This window comes from Kocuria rosea, assembly GCF_006094695.1.
GTDB classification, from domain to species: domain Bacteria; phylum Actinomycetota; class Actinomycetes; order Actinomycetales; family Micrococcaceae; genus Kocuria; species Kocuria rosea.
Window position 1 is genome coordinate 658,667 of sequence record NZ_CP035103.1, and the last position, 21,711, is coordinate 680,377.

19 protein-coding genes, 3 tRNA genes and 2 pseudogenes are annotated in these 21,711 nt (G+C 75.4%); 13 read left to right on the plus strand and 11 right to left on the minus strand.

Features of this window, described 5'->3' with window-relative positions; translation table 11 throughout:
* Window positions 1-96 precede the first annotated feature (96 nt).
* Complete coding sequence (locus tag EQG70_RS03015; protein WP_017833021.1) at window positions 97-1,458, minus strand: D-arabinono-1,4-lactone oxidase; 1,362 nt, start codon at window positions 1,456-1,458, stop codon at window positions 97-99.
* A 180-nt stretch (window positions 1,459-1,638) separates the two neighbouring features.
* Between EQG70_RS03015 and EQG70_RS03020 the strand changes: the two genes are divergently transcribed.
* On the plus strand, window positions 1,639-2,718 hold the full coding sequence (locus tag EQG70_RS03020) for a universal stress protein (protein WP_017833022.1): 1,080 nt from the start codon (window positions 1,639-1,641) through the stop codon (window positions 2,716-2,718).
* Window positions 2,719-2,728: 10 nt separating this feature from the next.
* On the opposite strand, the gene EQG70_RS03025 is transcribed toward EQG70_RS03020, so the two are convergent.
* Complete coding sequence (locus EQG70_RS03025) at window positions 2,729-3,073, minus strand: metallopeptidase family protein (RefSeq protein ID WP_172604431.1); 345 nt, start codon at window positions 3,071-3,073, stop codon at window positions 2,729-2,731.
* 165 nt (window positions 3,074-3,238) lie between these two features.
* On the opposite strand from EQG70_RS03025, the gene EQG70_RS03030 reads away from it, so the two are divergent.
* The 6 genes from EQG70_RS03030 (at window position 3,239) to EQG70_RS03050 (ending at window position 4,888) form a co-directional block, all read left to right on the plus strand.
* Window positions 3,239-3,311: transfer RNA gene (locus EQG70_RS03030), tRNA-Glu, on the plus strand.
* A 79-nt stretch (window positions 3,312-3,390) separates the two neighbouring features.
* Window positions 3,391-3,464 (plus strand) — tRNA-Asp (locus EQG70_RS03035).
* Window positions 3,465-3,527: 63 nt separating this feature from the next.
* A tRNA-Phe gene (locus tag EQG70_RS03040) sits at window positions 3,528-3,600 on the plus strand.
* A 107-nt stretch (window positions 3,601-3,707) separates the two neighbouring features.
* Window positions 3,708-4,169, plus strand: a complete 462-nt coding sequence (locus EQG70_RS03045; protein ID WP_109268556.1) for a hypothetical protein — start codon at window positions 3,708-3,710, stop codon at window positions 4,167-4,169.
* Window positions 4,170-4,235: 66 nt separating this feature from the next.
* Window positions 4,236-4,394, plus strand: coding sequence for a hypothetical protein (locus EQG70_RS18075; RefSeq protein ID WP_017833025.1), 159 nt, complete (start codon window positions 4,236-4,238; stop codon window positions 4,392-4,394).
* Window positions 4,391-4,888 carry a hypothetical protein gene (locus EQG70_RS03050; RefSeq protein WP_109268555.1) on the plus strand — a complete coding sequence of 166 codons (498 nt, stop codon included), beginning with the start codon at window positions 4,391-4,393 and terminating at the stop codon, window positions 4,886-4,888. The genes EQG70_RS18075 and EQG70_RS03050 overlap by 4 nt, the downstream gene beginning before the upstream one ends.
* A 142-nt stretch (window positions 4,889-5,030) precedes the next feature.
* Here the strand turns inward: EQG70_RS03050 and EQG70_RS03055 are convergent, their stop codons facing one another.
* Window positions 5,031-6,737, minus strand: coding sequence for a glycoside hydrolase family 13 protein (locus EQG70_RS03055; protein WP_109268554.1), 1,707 nt, complete (start codon window positions 6,735-6,737; stop codon window positions 5,031-5,033).
* Window positions 6,738-6,807: 70 nt separating this feature from the next.
* A pseudogene (locus EQG70_RS03060) lies at window positions 6,808-7,813 on the minus strand (DMT family transporter).
* A gap of 233 nt (window positions 7,814-8,046) precedes the next feature.
* On the opposite strand from EQG70_RS03060, the gene EQG70_RS03065 reads away from it, so the two are divergent.
* Complete coding sequence (locus tag EQG70_RS03065) at window positions 8,047-9,573, plus strand: carboxylesterase family protein (RefSeq protein ID WP_081994317.1); 1,527 nt, start codon at window positions 8,047-8,049, stop codon at window positions 9,571-9,573.
* Here EQG70_RS03065 and EQG70_RS03070 read toward each other — a convergent pair.
* The 5 genes and pseudogenes from EQG70_RS03070 to EQG70_RS03090 form a co-directional block, all read right to left on the minus strand.
* Window positions 9,516-10,466, minus strand: a pseudogene (locus EQG70_RS03070) (Gfo/Idh/MocA family protein); the annotation flags it as partial. The gene EQG70_RS03065 and the pseudogene EQG70_RS03070 sit on opposite strands and share 58 nt — an antisense overlap.
* A 60-nt stretch (window positions 10,467-10,526) precedes the next feature.
* A complete protein-coding gene (locus EQG70_RS03075; protein ID WP_109268553.1) occupies window positions 10,527-11,774 on the minus strand; it encodes an MFS transporter in 1,248 nt (415 codons plus the stop codon).
* 60 nt (window positions 11,775-11,834) lie between these two features.
* On the minus strand, window positions 11,835-12,140 hold the full coding sequence (locus EQG70_RS03080) for a DUF4193 domain-containing protein (RefSeq protein WP_035925540.1): 306 nt from the start codon (window positions 12,138-12,140) through the stop codon (window positions 11,835-11,837).
* 313 nt (window positions 12,141-12,453) lie between these two features.
* Entirely contained in the window at window positions 12,454-13,326 is an 873-nt protein-coding gene (locus tag EQG70_RS03085; RefSeq protein ID WP_229587641.1) for a DUF8083 family protein, read from the minus strand.
* A gap of 6 nt (window positions 13,327-13,332) precedes the next feature.
* Window positions 13,333-14,139 carry an exodeoxyribonuclease III gene (locus EQG70_RS03090; protein ID WP_017833035.1) on the minus strand — a complete coding sequence of 269 codons (807 nt, stop codon included), beginning with the start codon at window positions 14,137-14,139 and terminating at the stop codon, window positions 13,333-13,335.
* A 112-nt stretch (window positions 14,140-14,251) separates the two neighbouring features.
* On the opposite strand from EQG70_RS03090, the gene EQG70_RS03095 reads away from it, so the two are divergent.
* The 4 genes from EQG70_RS03095 (at window position 14,252) to EQG70_RS03110 (ending at window position 17,740) form a co-directional block, all read left to right on the plus strand.
* The gene (locus tag EQG70_RS03095) at window positions 14,252-14,650 is read left to right on the plus strand and encodes a GntR family transcriptional regulator (RefSeq protein ID WP_017833036.1); all 399 of its coding nucleotides are present in this window, start codon (window positions 14,252-14,254) and stop codon (window positions 14,648-14,650) included.
* Window positions 14,647-15,570 carry an ATP-binding cassette domain-containing protein gene (locus EQG70_RS03100; RefSeq protein ID WP_109268552.1) on the plus strand — a complete coding sequence of 308 codons (924 nt, stop codon included), beginning with the start codon at window positions 14,647-14,649 and terminating at the stop codon, window positions 15,568-15,570. The genes EQG70_RS03095 and EQG70_RS03100 overlap by 4 nt, the downstream gene beginning before the upstream one ends.
* A gap of 13 nt (window positions 15,571-15,583) precedes the next feature.
* Complete coding sequence (locus EQG70_RS03105) at window positions 15,584-16,309, plus strand: hypothetical protein (protein WP_109221788.1); 726 nt, start codon at window positions 15,584-15,586, stop codon at window positions 16,307-16,309.
* A gap of 138 nt (window positions 16,310-16,447) precedes the next feature.
* Window positions 16,448-17,740, plus strand: a complete 1,293-nt coding sequence (locus tag EQG70_RS03110; protein ID WP_109268551.1) for a CAP domain-containing protein — start codon at window positions 16,448-16,450, stop codon at window positions 17,738-17,740.
* Between the two features lie 264 nt (window positions 17,741-18,004).
* On the opposite strand, the gene EQG70_RS03115 is transcribed toward EQG70_RS03110, so the two are convergent.
* Together EQG70_RS03115 and nadE are read right to left on the minus strand one after the other, a co-directional pair.
* A complete protein-coding gene (locus EQG70_RS03115) occupies window positions 18,005-19,747 on the minus strand; it encodes an HNH endonuclease signature motif containing protein (protein WP_109221786.1) in 1,743 nt (580 codons plus the stop codon).
* Between the two features lie 114 nt (window positions 19,748-19,861).
* Complete coding sequence (gene nadE / locus EQG70_RS03120) at window positions 19,862-20,686, minus strand: ammonia-dependent NAD(+) synthetase (protein ID WP_035925543.1); 825 nt, start codon at window positions 20,684-20,686, stop codon at window positions 19,862-19,864.
* Window positions 20,687-20,839: 153 nt separating this feature from the next.
* On the opposite strand from nadE, the gene EQG70_RS03125 reads away from it, so the two are divergent.
* On the plus strand, window positions 20,840-21,703 hold the full coding sequence (locus EQG70_RS03125) for an enoyl-CoA hydratase (RefSeq protein WP_229587642.1): 864 nt from the start codon (window positions 20,840-20,842) through the stop codon (window positions 21,701-21,703).
* The last annotated feature ends 8 nt before the right edge of the window (window positions 21,704-21,711 follow it).

Below are 21,711 nucleotides of genomic sequence, written 5' to 3' on the forward strand. Positions count from 1 at the left end.
GCACCGCGGCACCGCGCCGCCGTGCCGCGAGGGGCCGCGTCCTGCCGGACGCGGCCCCTCGCGCCGCCGGATCCCTCGCGCCGCCGGACTCCGGGCCTACAGGCCCAGCAGCCCGCGGACGTGGTCGTTGAGGAACACCCCGTCCGGGTCCACGGACGCCCGGGCGTCGAGGAAGTCCTGGAACCGCGGGTACACGGAGCGCAGGTACTCGGCGTCCTGCGTGTGCACGGTGCCCCAGTGGGGGCGGCCGCCGTGGGCCACGAAGATCTCCTCGGCCGCGGCGAACACCTTCGGGTCGTACCGGCGCCAGTACTGCCGCAGCGCGATCCAGCCGGTCTCCCGGCCGTGGGCGGGGGCGAGCCAGGCGTCCTCGGCCGCGGCGCAGCGCACGTCCACCGGGAGCGAGAACGAGTAGTCGCGCCGCTCGATGAGCGTCTGCAGCTCCCGGAAGGCCACGACGAGCTCCTCGACCGGCAGGGCGTACTCGGAGGAGACGAACCGGGTCCGGCGCGGCACGGTGAACACCCGGAAGGACAGGTCGCTGTACTGCCGCGGGCTGTTCGTGAGGGCGTCGAGCCGGTTGAGCCCCGGCGTGGAGCGCGGCAGGGCCGTGGCCAGCTGGTTGAGCCCCGCGGTGAGGGTGTTGCGCAGCAGGGCGTCGTCGAGCCGGCGCACGGTGCGGGCCACGGGGGAGCCGGGCCGGGTGTAGGAGTCCGGGAGCTTGTGCAGGCGCGTGAGGATCCGGGTCTGGGCGGTGGCGGTGCCCGGCGTCCAGAAGAACTCGAAGTGGTCGGCCCCGGCCATCCGGCTGCCCAGGGTGTCCACGAGCTGGCCGAGGGGCTCCTTGAGCTCCGCCGCGTGCAGCCGGAACGTCGGCTCGCACACCAGGGTGACGCTCGCGAGGACCCCCATGGCGCCCAGGCCCACGCGCGCGGCCTGGAACAGCTCGGGGCGCTGCTCGGCGGAGCACTCCACCAGCTCGCCGTCGGCCGTGACCAGGCTCAGGGCCACCACCTGCTGGGAGAGGGAGCCGAAGGCCAAGCCGGTCCCGTGGGTGCCGGTCGAGACGGCGCCGGCGACCGTCTGCCAGTCGCTGTCCGGCAGGTTGGTCACGGCCAGCCCGTGGGCGTCCAGCTCCTGGTTCAGGTCACGGATCGTGGTGCCCGCGAGGACCGTGACCCGCTGGTTCTCCCGGTCGACGGCCGGCAGCCCGGACAGCCCGGAGAGGTCGACCATGACGTCGGGGGCCAGGGGCAGGGCCGAGAAGCTGCACCCGGAGCCCACCGCGCGCACGCCCAGTCCGCGGCGCACGGCGGCGGCGACGCCCTCCGCGAGCTCCGGGACGGAGGTGGGGCGCAGCACGTGCCGGGGGGTGACGGAGTGCGTCCTGCCCCACGTGGCCCACTCTCTCGTCCCGGTCTCGCCGGGCAGGGCGTCGGGCAGCGAGACCTCGCTCATCGGCGGGACCGTCCTTCCTCGCAGGCAGGTGCACAGTGCGCCCTCATCATGTCATCCCGAGGGCGCTCCGGCGCCCTCGACGACCCCGTCCTGCGGCCCCGCCGCGCGTACCATCGGAGGCGAAGCCCGCGGCGGGATCCGGAGCACCGCGGACCGAGGACGCGCACAGGAGGCAGCACCATGACCGACCACCCGTCCCCGGACCGGGAGCGCGAGGAGCCCCACGAGACCACGCTGGGCGAGGAGGCGGTGCGCGACCGCGTCCCCTCGGGCGGCGGGCAGAGCCGGTCCCTCGACGCCACGGGGGAGATCGTCGTGGGCATCGACGGCTCCGAGCAGAGCCTCGGGGCGCTGCGGTGGGCGGCCCGGGAGGCCCGCCGCCGCGGTCGTCCGGTGCGGCTGGTCACCGCGTACAGCCTGCCCGTGTTCTCCGGCTCTGGGTTCGACACCGGCTACGCCACCGTGGACGAGGCCGCCCTCACCCAGGGCGTCGAGGAGCTGCTGAACCACGCGGCGGACCAGGTCCGTGACGTGGGGGTCGAGCTGCGGGCGACCGTCGAGACCGGGGACCCCTCCGGGGCCCTGCTCGAGCTGAGCCGCACGGCGGAGCTGCTGGTCCTCGGCTCCCGCGGCCGGGGCGGTCTGCTGGGCCGGCTGCTCGGCACGGTCTCCACGGCGGTGCCGGCGCACTCGAAGTGCCCCACGGGCGTGGTCCCCCTGCCGTGGGCGCAGCAGCACCTGGGCGCGGAGGAGCTCACGAGCACCCGGGCCCTCGTGGACCGCGTGGTCGTCGGCTCGGACGGCTCCACCCAGGCCCGGGCGGCCATGCTCTACGCCGCGGAGGAGGCGCGCCTGCTCGGCGTGCCCCTGACGGTGCTGTGCGCGCTCCCGCCCGTGAGCGGGGCGCTCGCGTGGATGCCCACGGCGGTGGACTTCGAGGTGATGTACGACGACGTCGCGCGGGCGCTCAACGGCGGCGTCGCCTGGCTCGAGAGCTGGTTCCCCGACCTGCAGATCGGCTCGGAGCTCGCGGACGGCGCGCCGGTGCAGGTGCTGGTCGAGCAGACCCGGCGCAACGGGCTCGTGGTGATGGGCACGCGCGGCCGGGGCGGCTTCGCGGGGATGCTCCTGGGCTCCACCTCGCAGGGCGTGCTGCACAACGCCGCGGGACCCGTGCTGATCGTCCCGGACCGCTACGACGAGCGGATCGAGACCCGCAAGGACTTCGACTCCGACGACATCCGCCCCTGGGACGCCTGAGCGGGCCGGCTCAGCCCCACCCCAGTTCGTGCAGGCGCTCGTCGTCGATGCCGAAGTGGTGGGCGACCTCGTGGATGACGGTCACCGTGATCTCCTCCACGAGCTCCTCGCGCTCCGCGCACATGCGCTGCAGCGGACCCCGGTAGACGAAGATCCGGTCCGGCAGGGAGCCGGCACCCCACCCGCCGTCCCGGGCGGTCAGGGGCACGCCCTCGTAGAGGCCGAGCAGCCCGGGGGAGTGCTCCGGCGGCTCCTCCTCGACCAGGATCACCACGTTGTCCATCGCCCGGAACAGCGCGTCCGGGATCAGGTCGATGGCGTCGTCGACGGCGCCGTCGAACTCCTCGCGGGTCATCTCGATCACGCTCCCCTTCCTACCCCACGAGCCCGGGCGCCGGCTGGGTCCCCGGGAGCGGGCCGGGAATTGTGCGGGATCCGCGCGAGCCTCTAAGCTGTACTCGGTTTCTCCCGTGTCACGGTCCTCGGTCCCCGAGGTCGTGGTCGTCGACGCGGGTGTCCGGCCCCCATCGTCTAGTGGCCTAGGACACCGCCCTTTCACGGCGGCGACACGGGTTCGAATCCCGTTGGGGGTACGCGATCAGAGGGTCCGCCCGCCGATTTGCACAACCGGCGAGGAATGCTGGTAAGATCAGTCCTCGTTGGAAACAGCAAGGCCCTGTAGCGCAGCTGGTTAGCGTGCCGCCCTGTCACGGCGGAGGTCGCGGGTTCAAGTCCCGTCAGGGTCGCTCAGACGGCGTTCATCGAGTCGATGCGGCGCCGTCGCGGCATATCCGCTGCGGATGTGCCGGGGCTCTGTAGCTCAGTTGGTAGAGCGTACGACTGAAAATCGTAAGGTCACCGGATCGACGCCGGTCGGAGCCACTGCGGAAACCGCCGGTCCCCTCGAGGGGCCGGCGGTTTCTTCGTGCCGGGAGGTCCTGCCGCCCGCTGCCAGCGGACACGGAGGTTCGCTCCCTACCCTGGGAGCCGTGATCCGGTATCCCCGTCGCCCGAGCCCCCGCGGGGCAGCAGCGGCCGCGCTGACCGCCCTGAGCCTGCTGGCGCTCACTGGCTGCGGCGCCGGCCCGCAGTCCTCCGGGCTCGTCCTCGAGCCGACCGCGGGCTCGCCCGCCCCGGTGCCGGCCGGGCCCACCGCGGAACCGGAGGCCTGCTTCGACGTGGCGAGTGCCTACACGGCGCTGACCCTCGTGCCGCTGTCCGGCGACGAGCCGGACCCCCACTTCCGCCCCCAGAGGGCGGCTGCCTCCGTGCGGGACCTCACCTCCCGGCTGCCCGCCGAGCTGCGCCCCGCGTTCGAGGACGCCGTGGCCGCCTTGGACGCCGCGGGCCCGTCCGTGCAGCCCGCCGAGCTGGCCGATCTGCAGCGGACGCTCGCGCCGGTCGGCGACTGGCTCCGCCGGGCGTGCGCGGAGCCCACCCCCTCGAACTGATCAGCAGCCTGCCTGGACTGGGGGGCAGGTCGCCCGGCCCGGGTGGCCCCGACGGGAGGAGCCGACATGACCGAGCACCGACGCGAGCAGGAACCGGGGCACGGGCCGGTCGACGACCAGCGCGAGGACGGCGTGGTCGTCGAGCCCGGCGCCGAGCTCGACCGCGACCTGGAGCAGCAGGGACTGGGTGCCGAGCGGCCCGGCGACGAGCAGGGGCGGCCGTGACCGGCCCCGCGCGGACGAGCGCGCTCGGACGGGCCGCGGCGACCGGCGCCGCGGCGGGGATCGCCGGGGCCGCTCTGATGGTGCTGGGGGAGAAGGCGGAGCAGGCGCTCACCCACCGGCCGGACTCCTACGTCCCCGCGCGCGCCCTGCTCACCCTGCTGGGGCGGCACCCCGGGGACCGCGAGCAGCCCACGGGCTGGAACTCCGCCATGCACTACGGCACGGGCGCCGCCCTCGGCGCCCTGCGCGGCGTGTGGGCCGTGACCGGCATCCGGGGTCCGCACGCGAACGCCTGGCACACGGTGGTGCGGCTGGCCTTCGACCAGACCGTGGAGAACGCGACGGGGGTCGGCGCCCCGCCGTCGACCTGGCCGGCCGGTGAGCAGGCCGTGGACGTCCTGCACAAGACGGTGTACTCCGTGGTCACCGGCGTGCTCGCGGACCGGCTGGTGGCGCCGGTGCTCGTGTCGGGCCGGGGGCGCACCAGCCACTGACCGGCGCGCCGGACCGGGCGTCCGCGACGAGCGGTCGTCCGCGGCGTGCCGGCGTGCGGCGCCGCACGCCGTGCGCCAGGACCGCCGGGATCTCCGAGGCCGGGGCCCCCGAGGCCGGGGCCCCGAGGGCCGGCAGGACGGCTCAGGGGGCCAGACGCCACCACACGGCCCGCTCGGGCCGCAGGACGCCGTCCTGCACGGCGTCCCGGCTGCTGAGCACGAGCGGCTCTCCGGCGGGCAGGGGGACCGGGGCGCCGCCCAGGTTCGCCGCCACGAGGACCCGCTCCCCGGCGCCGGTGGTGTTCACGAAGGACAGCCGGCCCGTCGCGGCGTCGTGGCTCGCGTGCCACGCGAAGGAGCCGCGGCCGAGACCGAGCTCCCGGCGCACCCGCAGCGCCGTGCGGTACACCGTGTGCGTGGAGTCGGGGACCCCCACCTGCCGGTCCGCCGCGAGCTGCGCGAACTCCTCGGGCTGCGGCAGCCACGGGTCGGCCCCGAAGCCGTGGCCGGGCTCTCCCGCGGCCCAGGGCAGCGGGACCCGGCAGCCGTCGCGGCCGATCTCCTCGCCCCCGGTCCGGGCGAACGCCGGGTCCTGGCGCAGCTCGGCGGGCAGGCGCGTGTGGTCGGGCAGGCCCAGCTCGTCCCCCTGGTACAGGTAGGCGGAGCCGGGCAGGGCCAGCTCCACCAGCGCGGCGGCGCGGCCGCGGGCGAGGCCCTGCTCGTGGTCCGGCTGCTCGCCGTCCGCGTCGATCCCCTTGGGGTAGGCGATGGGATCCGTGAGCCCGAAGCGGGAGACGTGCCGGACGGTGTCGTGGTTGGACAGCACCCACGTGGTGGGCGCGCCGACGTTCGCCGACTCCGCCAGAGAGTCCTCGATGGCCCGGGACATCCGGGCCCAGTCCCACCCGGCCACCAGGAAGTCGAAGTTGAACGCCTGGTGCATCTCGTCGGAGCGGACGTACATCGCCAGCCGGTGCGCCGGCTCGACCCACGCCTCGGCCACCAGCATCCGGTCGCCGTCGTACTCGGCGAGCACCCGGTGCCAGTCGCGGTAGACCTCGTGCACGCCGTCCTGGTCGAAGTAGGGGCTGCCGGTGCTCAGCGGGGTGTCCGGGGCGTCGTGCTCCCGCGCGTCGTGCTCGCCCTCGACCATGTGCACCTGGTGGTCCCAGTCCGGCAGCCCCTCGGCCTTCACGAGGCCGTGGGCCACGTCCACGCGGAAGCCGTCCGCGCCCCGGTCCAGCCAGAAGCGCAGGACGGAGCGGAACTCCTCCCACACCTCCGGGTTCTCCCAGTTGAGGTCCGGCTGGGTGCTGTCGAACAGGTGCAGGTACCACTGCCCGTCCGGCAGCCGGGTCCAGGCCTCGCCGCCGAACACGGAGCGCCAGTTGTTCGGCGGCAGCTCCCCGTGCTCGCCCCGGCCGTCCCGGAACATGTACCGGTCCCGCTCCGGGCTGCCGGGCCCGGCGGCCACGGCGGCCCGGAACCACTCGTGCTCGCTCGAGGTGTGGTTGGGCACCAGGTCCACGATCAGCCGCATCCCGAGCTCCGCCATCCGGGCGCGCATCCGGTCGAAGTCCTCCAGGGTGCCGAAGCGGGGGTCGACGTCCCGGTAGTCGGAGACGTCGTAGCCGGCGTCGTGCTGCGGCGAGACGTAGAACGGGGACAGCCACAGGGCGTCCACGCCGAGGTCCGCGAGGTAGTCCAGCCGGTCGACGATCCCGGGCAGGTCGCCCAGACCGTCACCGTCGGAGTCGTTGAAGGACCGGGGATAGATCTGGTAGATCACCGCGGAGCGCCACCACTCGCCCTCCTCGGTGGTGGGGGACTGGCTGACCTGCTGCGTCATGGGGGTGCTCCTCGGGTGCTTCGTCGGGGGTGTCCGGTGCGGGCGGCTCCGGTGCGGGGGCGTCCCCAACCTAGTCAGTCCCCGGGCGCGGTGTCACGGCGGCCGGCGCTGGGGCGGCCGGTGTCCGGCCGGGACCGCCCGGCCGGTGCACGACCACGTTGGTGGGGGCGAGGGCCAGGACGACGAGCGCGGCGGCGAGGACCGCCAGCCCGGTCCAGCCGGCGCCCGTCAGCCGTTCGCCGACGACGACGACGGCCAGGACCGCCGCGACGGCCGGTTCGGTCAGGGTGAGGGTCGTCGCCGTGCTCGGGCGCACCCGGGCGAGTCCCACGCCGAACAGGAAGTACCCGAGGAACATCGGCACCAGCGCCATGTACGCGGCCACGGCGAACGCCTGCCCCGAGGCCAGCAGGGGCGCCCCCGTGAGGGCGAGGACCGGGAGCAGGAGCGCCCCGCCGGCGCCGAAGACGGCGCCCATCGAGGCCGCGCGCCCCACCCCGTGGCCCATCAGCCGGTGCACCACCCACGAGTAGAGCGCGTACGTCGCCCCGGCCACCAGTCCGAGCCCGATGCCGGCGGCGGTGTCCGCGGCCGAGGCCCCGGACCGGCCGTCCCTCGACAGGCACAGCAGGCCGCTGCCGAGGACGCCCAGGAGCGCGGCGGTCATCCACCACCGGCTCAGGGGGCGGCGCTCGAGGACGCGCTCCAGGACGCCCGAGGCCAGCGGCGCGGAGGCCAGGGAGACGACCGTGCCGATCGCGACGCCGCCCAGGTGCATCGAGCTGTAGAACGCCAGCGGATAGACGGCCACGGCCGCAGCCCCGGCCGCCACCAGCCCGGCGTGCGAGCGCAGCGACCGCCGCGAGCGGCGCAGGGCGGGCAGGGCGATCGCCGCCTGCAGCAGCCCGCCCACGCCCAGGGCGGCGGCCCCGATCGCCAGCGGACCCGCGCCGGGGGCGAAGGTCGCCGCGGTCCCGGTCGTGCCCCCACAGGACCGCGGTGAGCAGGATGGCCGCGACGCCGAGGCCGGCGTGGCGCCCCGTGCGCCCCACGGCGCGGCTCACGGTGCCGTTCACGGTGCCGCTCACGGTGCGACCGGCACGTCGGTGGTCGTCGTGCGGGCGTGCGCGCGGACGCGGAGCGGCGCCGGGCGCTGCGGGTGTGCGGTCATGGGCGGGTTCCTGTTGGTCGACGGTCCAATCTACCCAGGGCGGGCGACGGGCGCCCCGGGCGCGGTGCGCCGGGCGCAGCCGCGTTCGCGGAAGCCGGCCCGCCCCCGTCCCGGGCGGGCCGCGTGGTAGAAGAGGGCATGACCACTCCGACGCGCGCGTTCGCGCCTCCCTGCGGGCCGGTGCGCGGCCGGGTCGACGGCGACGTCGTCCGGGCGACCGGGATCCCGTACGCCACGGCGGACCGGTTCGCCGCGCCCGTCCCGGTCGCGGACCGGGAGGAACCGTTCGACGCCACCCGCCCGGCCCCGGCCTGCCCCCAGGCGCACTCACCCTTCCTCACCGGGGTCCTCGGCGACACCCTCGCCGGGCTCCCGCGGGACGAGCACTGCCAGCGGCTGTCGGTGACCCTGCCCCTCGAGCGGGGGCCGGCGGAACGGCTGCCAGTGATGGTCTGGATCCACGGCGGCTCCTACACCACCGGGGCCGGGGACGCCCCGATCATGGATCCCCGCCCCCTGGTCGCCGAGCAGCGGGTCGTGGTCGTGAGCGTCACCTACCGGTTGGGACTGTTCGGCTACCTCGGCGCGGGCCGGGGCCGCCCCGCCAACCTCGGTCTGCTCGACCAGCTAGAGGCCCTGCGCTGGGTGCGGCGCAACATCGCGGCCTTCGGCGGCGACCCGGACCGGGTGACCGTGTTCGGCCAGTCCGCCGGGGGCGACGCCGTGGCCCATCTCATGGCCGTCCCGGGCGCGGAGCTGCTGTTCCGCCGGGCCATCCTGCAGAGCCCTCCGCTGGGCATCGCCCGCGGCCGGGCGGCGATGACCGCGGCGATGGCGGGCGCGGCCGGTGCCGTCACCGCGGGGACGCCGGCCGCGGAGGTGGTGGCGCTGCAGGCCGAGGTCGAGGCCGGTGCGTCCTCCTTCGGGCTCCGGGGCCGGATGCCGTTCGGCACCCAGTACGGCCACCACCCCCTGCCCGCCGAGGAGGGCGTCGAGGCGGCCTGGGACCGCGTGGCCCCGCACATCGACGTGCTCATCGGCCACACCGCCGAGGAGGCCCGGCTCTACCTGCCCACGCTGCCCCTCCTCCACCGGGTCACCCGCGTCCCGCTGCTCGGCCCCGTGCTCCGCCGCGCCGTCGTGGGGCAGGTGACCGCGGCCGTCCACGGCCGGGCCGTCCGCCGGTTCGCCGCCCGGCACGCCCGGGCCGGAGGCCGCGCCCACACCTACCTGCTCACCTGGAGCGCGCCGGGCAGCCCGTACGGATCCGCCCACACGGTCGACCTCCCGCTCCTGTTCGGCGACGAGGCCGCATGGGCCGGCACCGGGCTGCTCGCCGGGGCCCCGTGGGAGGGCGTCCAGGGCCACGGCCGGCGCCTCCGGCGGCTGTGGGCCGGCTTCGCCCGTGGGGAGCCGCTGGCGGACGCCGGGGCGGTCCCCGGCGTCCTGCGCTACCGCGCGGCCACGGGTGCACGACCCCTCGAGCGCGTCCTCGGCTGTGTCCTCGGCGCGGTGCGCCGCGCTCAGGGCGCTGCGGGCACCTCCCGCGCCCCGGTGCGGGCGCTGCGCCGGGCCGCGTCCAGCACGGCGGCGACGGCCACGGCGTCCCACGGGTCCACGGGGGCCTCGTCGTCGCCGAGGAGCCACCGGGCCACGGCCCGGTAGAAGTCGGCGGGCTCGCCGGGGGCGGTGGGCACGGGGTCGGTCCCGGTGCCCCGGACGAGCAGACCCGTCATGCCCTCCCCGGGGTCCAGCAGGTCGAAGGGGCCGGGGCTGTCGGCGTGCCCGGCCACGAGGTAGGCGCCGGCCGAGCCGAGCACCCGGGTCCGGGGCCCCGGCGCCCCCACGAGGCTCCCGGCCCACAGGTGGCTGATCGTGCCCGAGGCGTGGTCCAGGGCCAGGAAGACGTCGTCCTCGGCCGGGGTCGTCAGCGCGCGCAGCTCGGCCCGCACCGCGGCCACCGGCCCGAACAGCTGGATCGCCGCGTCCACGAGGTGCGGACCGAGGTCGAGCAGCAGCCCGCCGCCCCGGCCGACCGCGTTCTCCCGCCACCGGTCCTTGGGCACCGGGCGCCACCGCTCCCAGCGGCGCTCGAACCGGTGCACGTCCCCGAGGTGCCCCTCGGCGAGCACCCGGGCCAGGGTCAGCTGCTCGCTGTCCCAGCGCCGGTTGTGGAAGACCGTCAGCGGGGTCCCGGTCTCCTCGGCGCGGCGGACCACGGCCACCGCGCCCTCGTGGTCCATGGCCAGCGGCTTGTCGACCACCACAGGGATCCCGGCCTCCAGGCCGGCCAGCGCGTGCTCCACGTGCAGCCCCGTGGGCGAGGCGACGACCAGCACGTCGGGCCGCGAGCGCTCGAGCAGCCCGGGCAGGTCCCGGTGCACCTGCACCCCGGGCCAGTCGGCGCCCGCGCGGGCGGCCCGCTCCGGGTCGCCGGTGACGACGTCGGTGACCCGCCCGCCGGCCCGCCGCAGCAGGTCCCCGTGGAAGTCCCGCCCGGCCATGCCGTACCCGACGAGTCCGGCGGTGAGCACTCGTCCTGCACCCTGATCAGTCATGCGGTCACGATAGCCCCTGGCACCGGGCCGCACCGGGCCGCACCGGGCCGCACCGGGCCGCTACGGCCCGTCCGGGCCCGCGATCTCGTCGTCGACGAAGCGGGGCGCGGCCGCGACGCCGCCGGCGACGACGAGGAGCACCGCGGTGCCCATCAGCAGCAGCAGGGGAGCGGTCCAGCTGCCGGTGGCCTCGTGCAGGGCGCCGACGGCGAAGGGCCCGGCCGCCGCGAGCAGGTAGCCCACCGGCTGCGTGAACCCGGACAGCTGCGCGGTCACCCGGGGGTCCCGGGAGCGGGCCGTGAGCAGCGCCAGGGCGGTGGGGAACGCGAAGCCGCCCACCCCCAGGAGCAGGGCCCAGGCCCAGGGTGTGGTGGCGGGCGCCAGCAGCAGGCCGGAGTAGCCGGCGACCATGCAGACGCCCAGGCCCACGATCCACCGCCGCAGGCGCGGTGAGCGGGCCACCAGGACGGGCATGAGGAGCCCTCCCGGGATGCCCATGGCGGCGATGAGGGCGGCCATCAGCCCGGCCTGGGCCTGGCCCAGGCCGCCGTCGCGGTAGATCTGGGCCACCCAGCCGAACTGGACGTAGGCGTGCATCGACTGGATGCCGAAGTAGACGCACAGCGCCACGGCGGTGCGGGAGCGGAGGATCGAGGTGCCGCGGCCGGGACGCAGGGCGCGGCCGGGGGTCGTGGCGGGCTCGCGCCGGTCGCGGACGGTGACCAGGACCCAGGGGACCACGGCGGCCAGGGCCACGAGGCCCCAGAGGCCCAGTGCGGCACGCCACCCGTCGGGCCCGCTCGCGGCCAGCGGCCCGGCCGCCAGCAGGGGCAGCGTGGCGCCGACGGCCAGGCCGGTCGTGTAGAGGGAGTTCAGCGCCGCCGTGCGCCGGCCCCCGTGGCGCTTGATGAACGCCGGCACCAGGATGTTGCCGACGGCCATGCCGGCGAAGCCCAGCACGGACAGGAGCAGGAACACCGGCACCGATCCCGTGACCGGCCGGGCCAGCAGCCCGGCGGCGACCAGGACCAGACCGGCGGTGACGGCACCGCTGATGCCGGTCCTGCGCGAGAGCGCGGCCGCGCACGCCCCCGCCGCGGCGAACGTGAGCCCGGGCAGGGCGGTCAGCACCCCGGCCATCGTGGGGCTCAGCCCCAGTCCCTGCTGCACCTCCGCGAGCACGGGCCCCACGGAGGTGGCCCCGGGGCGGAGATTGACCGCCACGACCGCCACCGCGAGCACCACCAGCCACCCCGGCACGCGGGGCGGGACGGCGGAACGGTCAGGGGGCGGGGTGGACGGGCGCACCGGCCTGTTCTATCACGGGGTGCGGCGGCACCGGGGCGCGGGCCGGACGGAGCGGTCCGCTCAGCCCTCGCAGTCGGTGCAGTACCGCGTCTCGCCGGACTGGCGGGCCAGCTGGGAGCGGTGCCGGACCAGGAAGCAGGAGGCGCAGGTGAACTCGTCGACCTGTTCCGGGATGACGGCCACGGTGAGCTCTTCGTGGGAGAGGTCGGCGCCGGGCAGGTCGATGCCCTCGGCGGTGTCGAAGTCCTCGGCGTCGATGACCGCGGTCTGGGTGGTGGCGCTGCGCTGGACCTGGATCGCCTCCAGGGACTCGTTGGCCGGCTCGTCCTCGGGCCGGGTGCGCGGGGCGTCGTAATCGGTGGCCATGATGTGGTGCGTCCTCCTGGAACGGGGTGGTGCTGTGCAGAGGGTGCCCTGCACGGAAGGACCAGAGTGTACCCCTACGACATGGGCAACTGTCGAGTCCCCGCGCGTCCCGGCGAAGTGCGGCGTCTCGGGCGTGATCCTCGTCGCACCCCGGAGGGGCCCGGATCGGTCCCTGGTGCGCCGAGCACGGAGCACCCGCTCAGCGTCCGTGACCTCCTCACCGCCGTCCAGGGCCACTTCGACGAGATGGCCCTGGGTGCGTTGCACGCCATCCGGCGCGCCGCGCAGGACGCCGCCCGGCCCTGGTCCGGTGTCAGCTGGCGCTCTCCAGGTGCGCGAGGCGCAGCCAGCGGTGCATGAGCCGGCGGAACGCCACGGCGGCGCCGTGGGCGTCCCGCGCGGCCAGCAGCTCCACGGCGTCCGAGAAGTCCTGCGGGCTCTCGTCCGGCTGGAACGGGTCAGCGAGCGAGCCGTAGTGCAGGACCACGAGGGAGTTGGCGGAGAACGCCCCGAGCCACCGGCCCAGGTGCGTGAGGTCCTCGGCGAGGTCCTCGAGGTCCTCGCCGCCCGCGTCCTCCACCACCTGCGCGGCGCGCACCACGCGACGGGTCGCGAGGTCCACCGGCACCGCGCACCGGTGCACGCGGTTGCCGTGGTGGAAGCTCTCGGTGTGGTCCTGGGCGGTGAAGAGGGAGAACCACGCCATGGGGACGGTGAACGCCGACTGGCGCGCGTGGACGGGCACGAAGTGCTCCCGGCTCACGCGATCGCCCGCGGCCCGGACGGCGTCCTCGGGGATGAGCAGGTTGGGCAGGGGCTGGCCGCCCTCCTCCTCGGCGAGCGCCACGAGCCGCAGCGAGCGCCGCAGCCGCTGCGGGGGGTGGTAGACGGGGAAGTCCCCGACCCCCGCCGCGAGCATGTCCCGGCCCCGGGGCGCCGCGGAGAACGGCAGGGTCCACAGCGGCTCCACGGCCGGGGGCAGGGGCTCCTGGCCCGGCTCGGCCAGGCGGGCGAGCTGCTCGGTCAGCTCGTTGACCCCGGCCTCCTCGGGGGACAGGGCCCGGGGCACCAGCGGGGCGTACACGGCGTCGAGCTCCTCGGCGGGCACGTACACCCGCAGGGCGAACTGGTGGGGGATCCCGGTGGCCGAGCGGAACGTCCGGCCGACCTGCAGCAGCTGGGCCACGGCGGCTCAGGCGATCTCGACGACGACGGGGGCGTGGTCCGAGGCGCCCTTGCCCTTGCGCTCCTCGCGGTCGATCGACGCGTCGGTGACGCGGCCGGCCAGGGCGGGGGAGTAGAGCTGGAAGTCGATGCGCATGCCCTCCTTCTTCGGGAAGCGCAGGCCCTTGTAGTCCCAGTACGTGTAGACGCCCGGGCCGGGGTGCCGGGGGCGGACCACGTCCAGGTAGCCGGCCTCCTCGAGGAAGGCGCGGAAGGCGGCGCGCTCGGGCGCGCTGACATGGGTCAGGCCGTTGTCGAGGAAGAACTGCATGTCCCACACGTCCTCGTCCTGCGGGGCCACGTTCCAGTCGCCCACCAGGGCGACCTGCGCCGTGGAGTCCTCGTCGACCCACTGCTTGGCGTGGTCCTTGAGCACGCGCAGCCACTCCAGCTTGTAGGGCATGTGCGGGTCCTCCAGGCCGCGGCCGTTGGGGACGTAGAGGGACCAGACGCGCACGCCGGCGCACGTGGCGCCGATCGCCCGGGCCTCCTGCACGGGCTCCTCGCCGGGCTTGCCGAAGGCCGGCTGGTCCGGGAAGGTGCGCTCGACGTCCTCGAGGCCCACCCGGGAGGCGATCGCCACGCCGTTCCACTGGCTGAGGCCGAAGTGGGCGACGTCGTAGCCCATGTACTCGAAGAGCTCCCAGGGGAAGTTGTCGTCCTTCGCCTTGGTCTCCTGCATGGCCAGGACGTCCACGTCCGAGCGCTGCAGCCACGCCTCCACACGGTCGGCGCGGGCGCGGACGGAGTTCACGTTCCAGGTGGCGATCCTCATGGGCCCCACGTTACCGGCTGCCCCGGACGGGAATTTTCAGCACCCCTTGCGCAGCACCGGTCCAGGTGACATGGTTAGTTACATAACTAATGAACCAGTGAGGGGGAGGGCCGTGATCGCCGACGACCGCCCGATCTTCCAGCAGATCGCCGAACGGATCTGCGCCGACATCCTCGCGGGCGCCTATCCGGAGGAGACCCAGGTCCCGTCCACCAACGAGTTCGCCGCCTTCTACCGGATCAACCCGGCCACCGCCGGCAAGGGCGTCAACCGGCTCGTGGACCGGGGGATCCTCTACAAGCGCCGCGGCATCGGCATGTTCGTCGCCGCCGGCGCCCGGGAACGGCTCCTCGAGCAGCGGCGGCAGGAGTTCGCCGACCGCTACGTGGCACCGCTCGTCACCGAGGCGCACTCCCTCCGGCTCCCGCCGGGGGACGTCCTCGACCTCGTCCGCTCCGCCCTCGGCCGGTCCGAGGCCGCCGCACCGACCCGTCAGGAGTCCACCCCATGAACGGCACGCCAGCCCCCGTCGTCGCCCTGCGCGGCGTCTCCCGCACCTACCGGGAGACCCGGGCCCTCGACGGCGTCGACCTCGACCTCGCCCCGGACCGGATCTACGGACTCGTGGGGCGCAACGGCTCCGGCAAGACCACCCTGCTGTCCGTGATCGGCCAGCAGGTCCGCCCCGACCGGGGCGGGCGGGTCGAGCTGTTCGGCCGCCCCGGGTGGGAGAACCCCGAGGCGCTCTCCCGCACGGTGCTGCTGCGGGACCGGCAGCGCTACCCCGAGGAGTTCCGGGTCCGCCACGTCCTCGACGCCGCGCCGGCGTTCTACCCCGGCTGGGACGAGGAGCTCGCCCGCGGTCTCGCCGAGGACCTCCGGCTCCCGTCGCGGACCAGGATCAAGAAGCTCTCCACGGGTCAGCACACGGCCCTCGGCATCGTCCTGGGCCTCGCGTCCCGCGCGGAGCTCACGATGCTGGACGAGCCCTACGGCGGGCTGGACCCGGTGGCCCGGGAGCTGTTCTACGACCGGCTCCTCGAGGACTTCGCGCGGCACCCGCGCACCGTGGTGATCTCCACGCACCTGGTCGACGAGGTCGCCAACCTCCTCGACCACGTCCTGCTCCTCGACCGCGGGCGGCTCGTGCTGGACGCCGGTCTCGAGACCGCCCGCGCCAGCGCCCACACGGTCGCGGGGCCCGCCGCCGACGTCGCCGGCTACCTGGCCGAGCGGCGCCTCGAGCAGCAGGTCTCCCGCGAGCAGCGGATCGGGGCGCTGCGCACCGTGACCGTGGCGGCGCCCCACGACGACGACGCCCGGGCGGCCGCCGCGCGCCACGGGATCGAGATCGACGCCGTCTCCCTGCAGTCGGCCGTGGCCGCCCACGGGCTCGTCCCGGTGCCCGCCGACCAGCTCCAGAACGCCTGAGAGGACCTCCGCCATGTCACGACTCACCCCTGTCCTCAAGCTCAACACCGTCAACCGGTCCGCCGGGGTCTGGATGGTCGTGGGCGTGATCACGGTGTCCGGGCTGCTCAGCCTGCTCGCCGGGGTCGTGCTGCACGTGGTCCTGGGCGCCCCGCTGGGCGCCGTGGCCGAGGGCCTGCGCTACAACCAGGTCCTGCTCTGGTGGCCCGGGATCGCCCTGCTCGTCCACGCCGCCCAGGTGATCGGCACGAGCACGCCCCTCGCCCTGGCGCTGGGGGCCACCCGCCGGTCGATGTGGTGGGGCTCGGTGCTGACGTTCGTGCTCCACGCCCTGCTGGCCGCGGCCGTCCTCACCGTGTTCCTGCTCCTGGAGCGCGCCACCGGCGGCTGGTTCCTGGGCCTGCCCGCCTTCGACATCCGCGTCTTCGCCGGAGGGTCCCCGGCGTGGGCCCTCCTCGTGGCGTTCCTGGTCTACCTCGGGGCGCAGCTGGTCGGGGCGGTCTTCGCCACGGTGTACGTCCGGGGCGGCCCCGTGGCGCTGACGCTGTCCATCATCGGGACCGTCGTGACGACCCTGGCCGTGCTGGTGTGGGCCGCCGCGACCGGAGCGGGCTCCGCCGCGGCCGTCGGCGCGGGTTCCGCGGGGGTCCCGGCGGGACTCGTGCTCCTGGCCGCGGCGGCGCCCGTGCTGCTCGCGCTGCTGGGCTGGGGCCTGTACCGCCGGGTCTCCGTCCGCTGAGCACCCCGGCGCGGCCAGCGCCGCCGCGCCGGGGGACCAGGGGTTTCCCCGCGCGCCCTTCCACCGGGTGGTTGCACATGCTAATTTCCTGCTGGCCCGTGCCCCCGGCGGCGCCGCCCCCAGCAGGGAGAGACCCCCATGAACCTCGCACGGACCGCGCTCGTCGTGTCCACCACCTTCGCCCTCCTCCTCGGCGGAGTCCCGGCGGCGCTCGCAGCCCCGACTCCTCCGGCCGATCTGCCCGAGCTGTCCGGTCCGGCCGAGCCGGCCGCCACCGCGGGCGCGCCCGCCCTGAGTCTGCACGGCGGCTCGGGCACCGACGCCGCCCCGGCCGGGGTTCCGGCGCCGGCGGCCGCGGAGGACCGGGCCGCCGGCGGCCTGGCCGGGGCGGCGTCGGCCGGCGCCCACCCGACCACGGTCGAGGACATCACCGAGGCCTTCAAGATCGTCAACGACCACCGCGGCCAGGCGAGGCGCGCCCCGCTGGTCTACAACACCGCGCTGTCCCGCAACGCCCAGCAGTGGGCGGAGACCATGGCCGGGGCCCGCAAGGAGTCCCGCAACCCGGACCCCTGGGCGGGCGCCCCTGCCGGCGGGATCCGGATGGACCAGTACTACGGGAAGGGCGTCTTCACCGGCCCCTTCGAGGGCGTCGAGGCGGTCGAGGCGCTCGCGCACTACCTGCTGGACTTCTTCCCCCGCAACGGGACCGACCAGTTCGCCCGGGACCTGACCCATCTCGGGGTCGGGGTGAGTCACGTCGCCACGTCGGGCTCGGGCGGTCCCGGGTGGGAGACCTACCTGACGATCTACTACTACGCCTATCCGGCCGGGCAGGCCGTGCCCGGGACGGTCGCGAGCCCGGCGCAGGGGTTCGTGCCGCCGGTGACCGCACCCCCGGTGACGGCGCCGTCCTACGCCGTCCGGGGGGCGATCGGCACCAAGTACCACCGTCTGGGCGGGGCGGCCGTGCTCGGGGAGCCCACCATGAACGAGCGCGGCGGCCTGATCGAGGGCGGCGTCTACCAGCAGTTCCGGAAGGGCACCCGCACCACCACCGTCTACTGGGCCCCCGGCTACGGCGCGATGGCCGTGAAGAACTACGGATCCATCGGCGGCCGGTGGGTCGCGGCCGGCCGGGAGCACCACTTCGGCCTGCCCGTCACGGACGAGCGCCCGGCCACCGGTGGGGCGTACCAGGTCTTCCGCCGCGACGGTCGCTCCACCATGCTCCTGTGGAGTCCCGGGACGGGCTCCCGCGCGGTCAAGCAGTACGGGGCCATCGGGCGGGCCTGGAAGGCCGCCGGCTCCGAGCGCGGCTGGGGCTTCCCCGTCACCGACGAGTACCGCTACGGCGCCGAGGTGCGCCAGCGCTTCTCGAAGGGCGTCACCGTCCACTACGCCGCGGGGCGCACCTGGGTCACCCGCTGAGACCGAAGCTGTCGAGGTCGGTCTCTCCGTGCGGTGGGACCGGCCGAGCCGGGGGTGTTCCGACGTGGCGCGCACGGTTCGTCGGATCGTCCGGCGGTTCCACCGCGGTTCCGGCCCCGGTGACCTGAGGAGATGCTCAGGGGAAACGGCTGCGGGTCGTTCCCGGCCGTGGGCAACAGGCGCGCTCGCGCGGCCGGTCCGGACCACCTCACCACGACACCGGCCTCGGGGAGCCGGGCCCAGGAGGCCGCGGGCTCGCCGGTCTCAGAACGGCGGGGGGTCATCGGGCGGGAGGTCGTCGAGCCGGAGGCCGCCGGGCGGAGGATCAGCGGCCGGACCCACGGGCGGAGGGTTGCCGGGCGGCCGGCCGGTGGCCGGGGCGCTCCGGCGGTCGGGTGCGGTGCCGGCAGCGGTGTGCTCGGGTTCGGGGCGGGCAGCCGTGTGCTCGGGTGCGGTGCGGTGCACGAGCCCGCCCGGTGAGGTCCACTCCAGGACCGCGGCGTGCCCGGCCGCGCCCCCGGCCGTTCCTCCGGGCGGGCTGCCGTCCGTGCCCGGGGCGGTGCCGTCGTGCGGGCCGGGGGTGATCCGCCGCACCGACCAGGCTCCGAGGTGGCCGTGGCGGTGCTTGACCCGGTGGTGGTGGCGGCACAGGGCGGCCAGGTTGTGCTCGGCCGTGGGCCCGCCCCGGGCCCAGGCCACCGTGTGGTCGAGATCGCAGGCCTCGGACCGGCGCCGGCACCCGGGGAAGCGACAGGTCCCGTCGCGCAGCTCGACCAGCCGGCGCAGGTCCCGGGGCACGGCGTAGACGGTCCGGTCGTGGTCGAGGACCACTCCGGTCACGGGGTGGGTCAACACCCGGTGCCACGCCCCGGCCCCGGCGGCCAGCTGACGGGCCACCTCCGCGCTGATGGGCCCGTAGCCCGACAGCACCGGAACCCCGTCCCCGGCCGACTCGCCCCCGGCCGTGCCGGCGCACGTCAGCACCGAGACCGGGACCAGCACGCTCACCCGGGCCCGCACCCCGCGCGGAAAGCCCGGCTCCTCCGGCAGGACCCCGTCCAGCAGCAGGTCCGCCAGCACGTCGGCCCGCAGCTCCGACACCGAGCGCGGCACGGACTCTTCCTGATCCTGCGGTCCCGGCCGCCCCGATCGTGCGGGGTCCGGGACGTCCTGGCCCAGCAGCCGGGCCAGGTCCTCGAGCCGGTCGTGCACGGCCAGGGCCACCGGGGCCTCCAGCAGGGCGTGCAGCCAGGCCGTGCCGTCGGCGGCCGGCTCCACCCACACCGCCCGGGCCCTGCGCGCGGCGCGGCGGGCGCGTTCCTCGGCGCCGGCCACGAGCACGGCCCGCCGGGTGCGGGCGGTCGCGCGCAGCTGCGCGGCGGTGGCGTGCGGGGCCCGGTCCAGCAGCTCGGCGATCAGCCGGCCGACGGCCGCCACCGGCGGCGGGTCGCACCGGCCGGGGGCCCAGGTCGGGGCCTGGGTGATCAGCTCACGCCACTGCTCGACCAGCACCGCGGCCTGGGGCGAGCCGATCCGGCCCTCCTCCAGGGCGGTGAGGACCTCCGGGAGCATCTCGGCCAGCAGCACGGCGTCCTCCACCCGCCGCCGGGCCGTGCCCGCCGGCAGCCGCAGGGCCGGACCGACCTCGGCCGCGACGTCCACGAGCAGCTGGTGCTCCGCCTCGGCCAGCGGGCTCAGCGGGTCCGGGCGGAGGAACCCGCCGGCGGCGATCTCGGCCTCGGCCTGCGCCATCGCCTGGAACCGGGCCGCCGTGCGCGCCGCCTGCCCGGCCAGCCACAACCGGTGGATGCAGCGCACCTGTGCGCCCACCGCCCGCGCCTCCGCCGCCGCGGCCTCCACCAGGCCCGCCGCGGCAGCCCGCACCTCGGCGGCAGGCCCGGGAGCGCCCTGCACCGCGGTGTCGTGCACCTCGGCGAGCACCGGCCGCGCCGGAGACTCCTCCCCGGCCACCGGGGTCCGGGTCCGCCGCTGCGCCGTCGCCGTCATGGAACCATTCTCCCCAGCACCTCAGACTCGCTAAGCCGACGGGCCCCGACGACGACGGAGCCGCGCACCCCGATCGGGGTGCGCGGCTCCGTGGTGGTGCGGGTGCTTCGGGCGTCAGGAGCGCCACCAGTCGTCGAGGATCGTGGCGGGGGTCGTGCGCTTGTGCCGGGTGATGCGCCAGCGGTGCTCGATCTGCTCGGCCACGGCGTCGGCGACCTCGCGGCCCTCGAGGTAGTCGTCGATGTCGTCGTAGGACAGCCCGAGCTCGGCCTCGTCGGTCTGGCCCGGGGCGTCGTCGAGCAGGTCGGCGGTGGGGGCCTTCGCCCACAGCCGCTCCTCGGCGCCGAGGGTCTTCGCGAGGAGCCGGTTCTGCCGCTTGTCGAGCCCGAACAGCGGCAGCACGTCCGCCCCGCCGTCGCCGTACTTGGTGAAGAACCCGGTCACGGACTCGGCGCCGTGGTCGGTGCCGATCACCAGGTAGTTGTGCTCCCCGGCGATCGCGTACTGCGCGATCATCCGCATCCGGGCCTTGATGTTGCCCTTGTTGAAGTCGGAGATCTCCCGGTCCGTGGCGCCCTCGAAGCCGTGCTCGAAGCCGTCCACCGCCGGGGCGATGTCGTAGGTGATGGTGCGGTCGGCGGCGACGAAGCGCAGGGCCGCCTGGGCGTCCTCCTCGTCGTGCTGCTTCCGGTGGGGCAGGCGCACGCCCACGAACTCCGCCTCGCCGCCCTCGGCGCGCACCCGCTCGACCGCCAGCTGGGCGAGCCGGCCGGCCAGCGTGGAGTCGAGGCCCCCGCTGATGCCGAGCACGAAGCCCTTCGTGCCGCTGGCCCGCAGGTAGTCGCAGAGGAAGCCGACGCGCGCCTCGATCTCCTGCTCGGGGTCGATCTCGGGCTTCACGCCCATCTCTTCGATGATTGCTGCCTGCAGTGTCCGCATGGGCCCATGCTAGTGCGGGCCGCGCCCGGGCGGGCAAGGGGAACACGGTCCCGGAACGGCGGGGCCCTTGCGTAGGATGCGGGCCATGCCCCCGCACCGGAGCCGCCCCCGGGAGCACCGGATCCGACCGACCGAGCGAACCAGGAGCGCAGCATGAGCGAGCAGCACGGGACCGACCGCCGGAACACCGCCGAGGACACCCCTGGGAACACCTCCGGGAACACCTCACGGAACGTCTCGGGGAGCACGTACGAGAACATCCTGGTCGAGACCCGAGGGAGGGTCGGGATCATCACCCTGAACCGGCCGCGGGCGCTCAACGCCCTCGACGCCGCGACCCTGCGGGAGGTCGTCGCCGCGTCCACCGCCCTGGACACCGACCCGGGGATCGGGGCGATCGTCCTCACCGGCTCGGAGAAGGCCTTCGCCGCCGGCGCCGACATCAAGGAGATGGCGGGGCGCAGCGCCCCGGAGATGTACCTCGCGGACTGGTTCGCGGGCTGGGACGCCTTCACCCGGGTGCGCACCCCCGTGGTCGCCGCGGTCTCGGGCTACGCCCTGGGCGGGGGGTGCGAGCTCGCGATGATGTGCGACCTGCTGATCGCCGCGGACACGGCCCGCTTCGGGCAGCCCGAGATCAACCTCGGGGTGATCCCCGGGATGGGCGGCTCCCAGCGCCTGGCCCGTGCGGTGGGCAAGGCCAAGGCCATGGACATGGTCCTCACCGGCCGGCACCTCGACGCCGCGGAGGCGGAGCGGGCGGGTCTCGTCTCCCGCGTGGTGCCCGCGGCGGACCTGCTGGCGGAGGCCCTGGACGTCGCCGGGACCATCGCGGCGAAGTCCCTGCCCTCGGTCCTCGCGGCCAAGGAAGCCGTGGACACCGCGTTCGAGACCACCCTCGCGCAGGGCGTGCACCTCGAGCGGCGGCTCTTCCACGCGCTGTTCGCCACCGAGGACCAGAAGGAGGGCATGGCCGCGTTCGCGGAGAAGCGCGAGCCGCGGTTCACGCACCGCTGAACCCCCGC

Excerpts from the sequence above, each read along its gene's own strand:
- EQG70_RS03100 (WP_109268552.1), top strand. The coding sequence starts at position 14,647 with ATGAACGGCACGCCAGCCCCCGTCGTCGCCCTGCGCGGCGTCTCCCGC.
- nadE (WP_035925543.1), bottom strand. The coding sequence starts at position 20,686 with ATGCGGACACTGCAGGCAGCAATCATCGAAGAGATGGGCGTGAAGCCC.
- EQG70_RS03105 (WP_109221788.1), top strand. The coding sequence starts at position 15,584 with ATGTCACGACTCACCCCTGTCCTCAAGCTCAACACCGTCAACCGGTCC.
- EQG70_RS03065 (WP_081994317.1), top strand. The coding sequence starts at position 8,047 with ATGACCACTCCGACGCGCGCGTTCGCGCCTCCCTGCGGGCCGGTGCGC.
- EQG70_RS03080 (WP_035925540.1), bottom strand. The coding sequence starts at position 12,140 with ATGGCCACCGATTACGACGCCCCGCGCACCCGGCCCGAGGACGAGCCG.
- EQG70_RS03090 (WP_017833035.1), bottom strand. The coding sequence starts at position 14,139 with ATGAGGATCGCCACCTGGAACGTGAACTCCGTCCGCGCCCGCGCCGAC.
- EQG70_RS18075 (WP_017833025.1), top strand. The coding sequence starts at position 4,236 with ATGACCGAGCACCGACGCGAGCAGGAACCGGGGCACGGGCCGGTCGAC.
- EQG70_RS03125 (WP_229587642.1), top strand. The coding sequence starts at position 20,840 with ATGAGCGAGCAGCACGGGACCGACCGCCGGAACACCGCCGAGGACACC.
- EQG70_RS03020 (WP_017833022.1), top strand. The coding sequence starts at position 1,639 with ATGACCGACCACCCGTCCCCGGACCGGGAGCGCGAGGAGCCCCACGAG.
- EQG70_RS03110 (WP_109268551.1), top strand. The coding sequence starts at position 16,448 with ATGAACCTCGCACGGACCGCGCTCGTCGTGTCCACCACCTTCGCCCTC.
- EQG70_RS03015 (WP_017833021.1), bottom strand. The coding sequence starts at position 1,458 with ATGAGCGAGGTCTCGCTGCCCGACGCCCTGCCCGGCGAGACCGGGACG.
- EQG70_RS03115 (WP_109221786.1), bottom strand. The coding sequence starts at position 19,747 with ATGACGGCGACGGCGCAGCGGCGGACCCGGACCCCGGTGGCCGGGGAG.
- EQG70_RS03055 (WP_109268554.1), bottom strand. The coding sequence starts at position 6,737 with ATGACGCAGCAGGTCAGCCAGTCCCCCACCACCGAGGAGGGCGAGTGG.
- EQG70_RS03025 (WP_172604431.1), bottom strand. The coding sequence starts at position 3,073 with ATGACCCGCGAGGAGTTCGACGGCGCCGTCGACGACGCCATCGACCTG.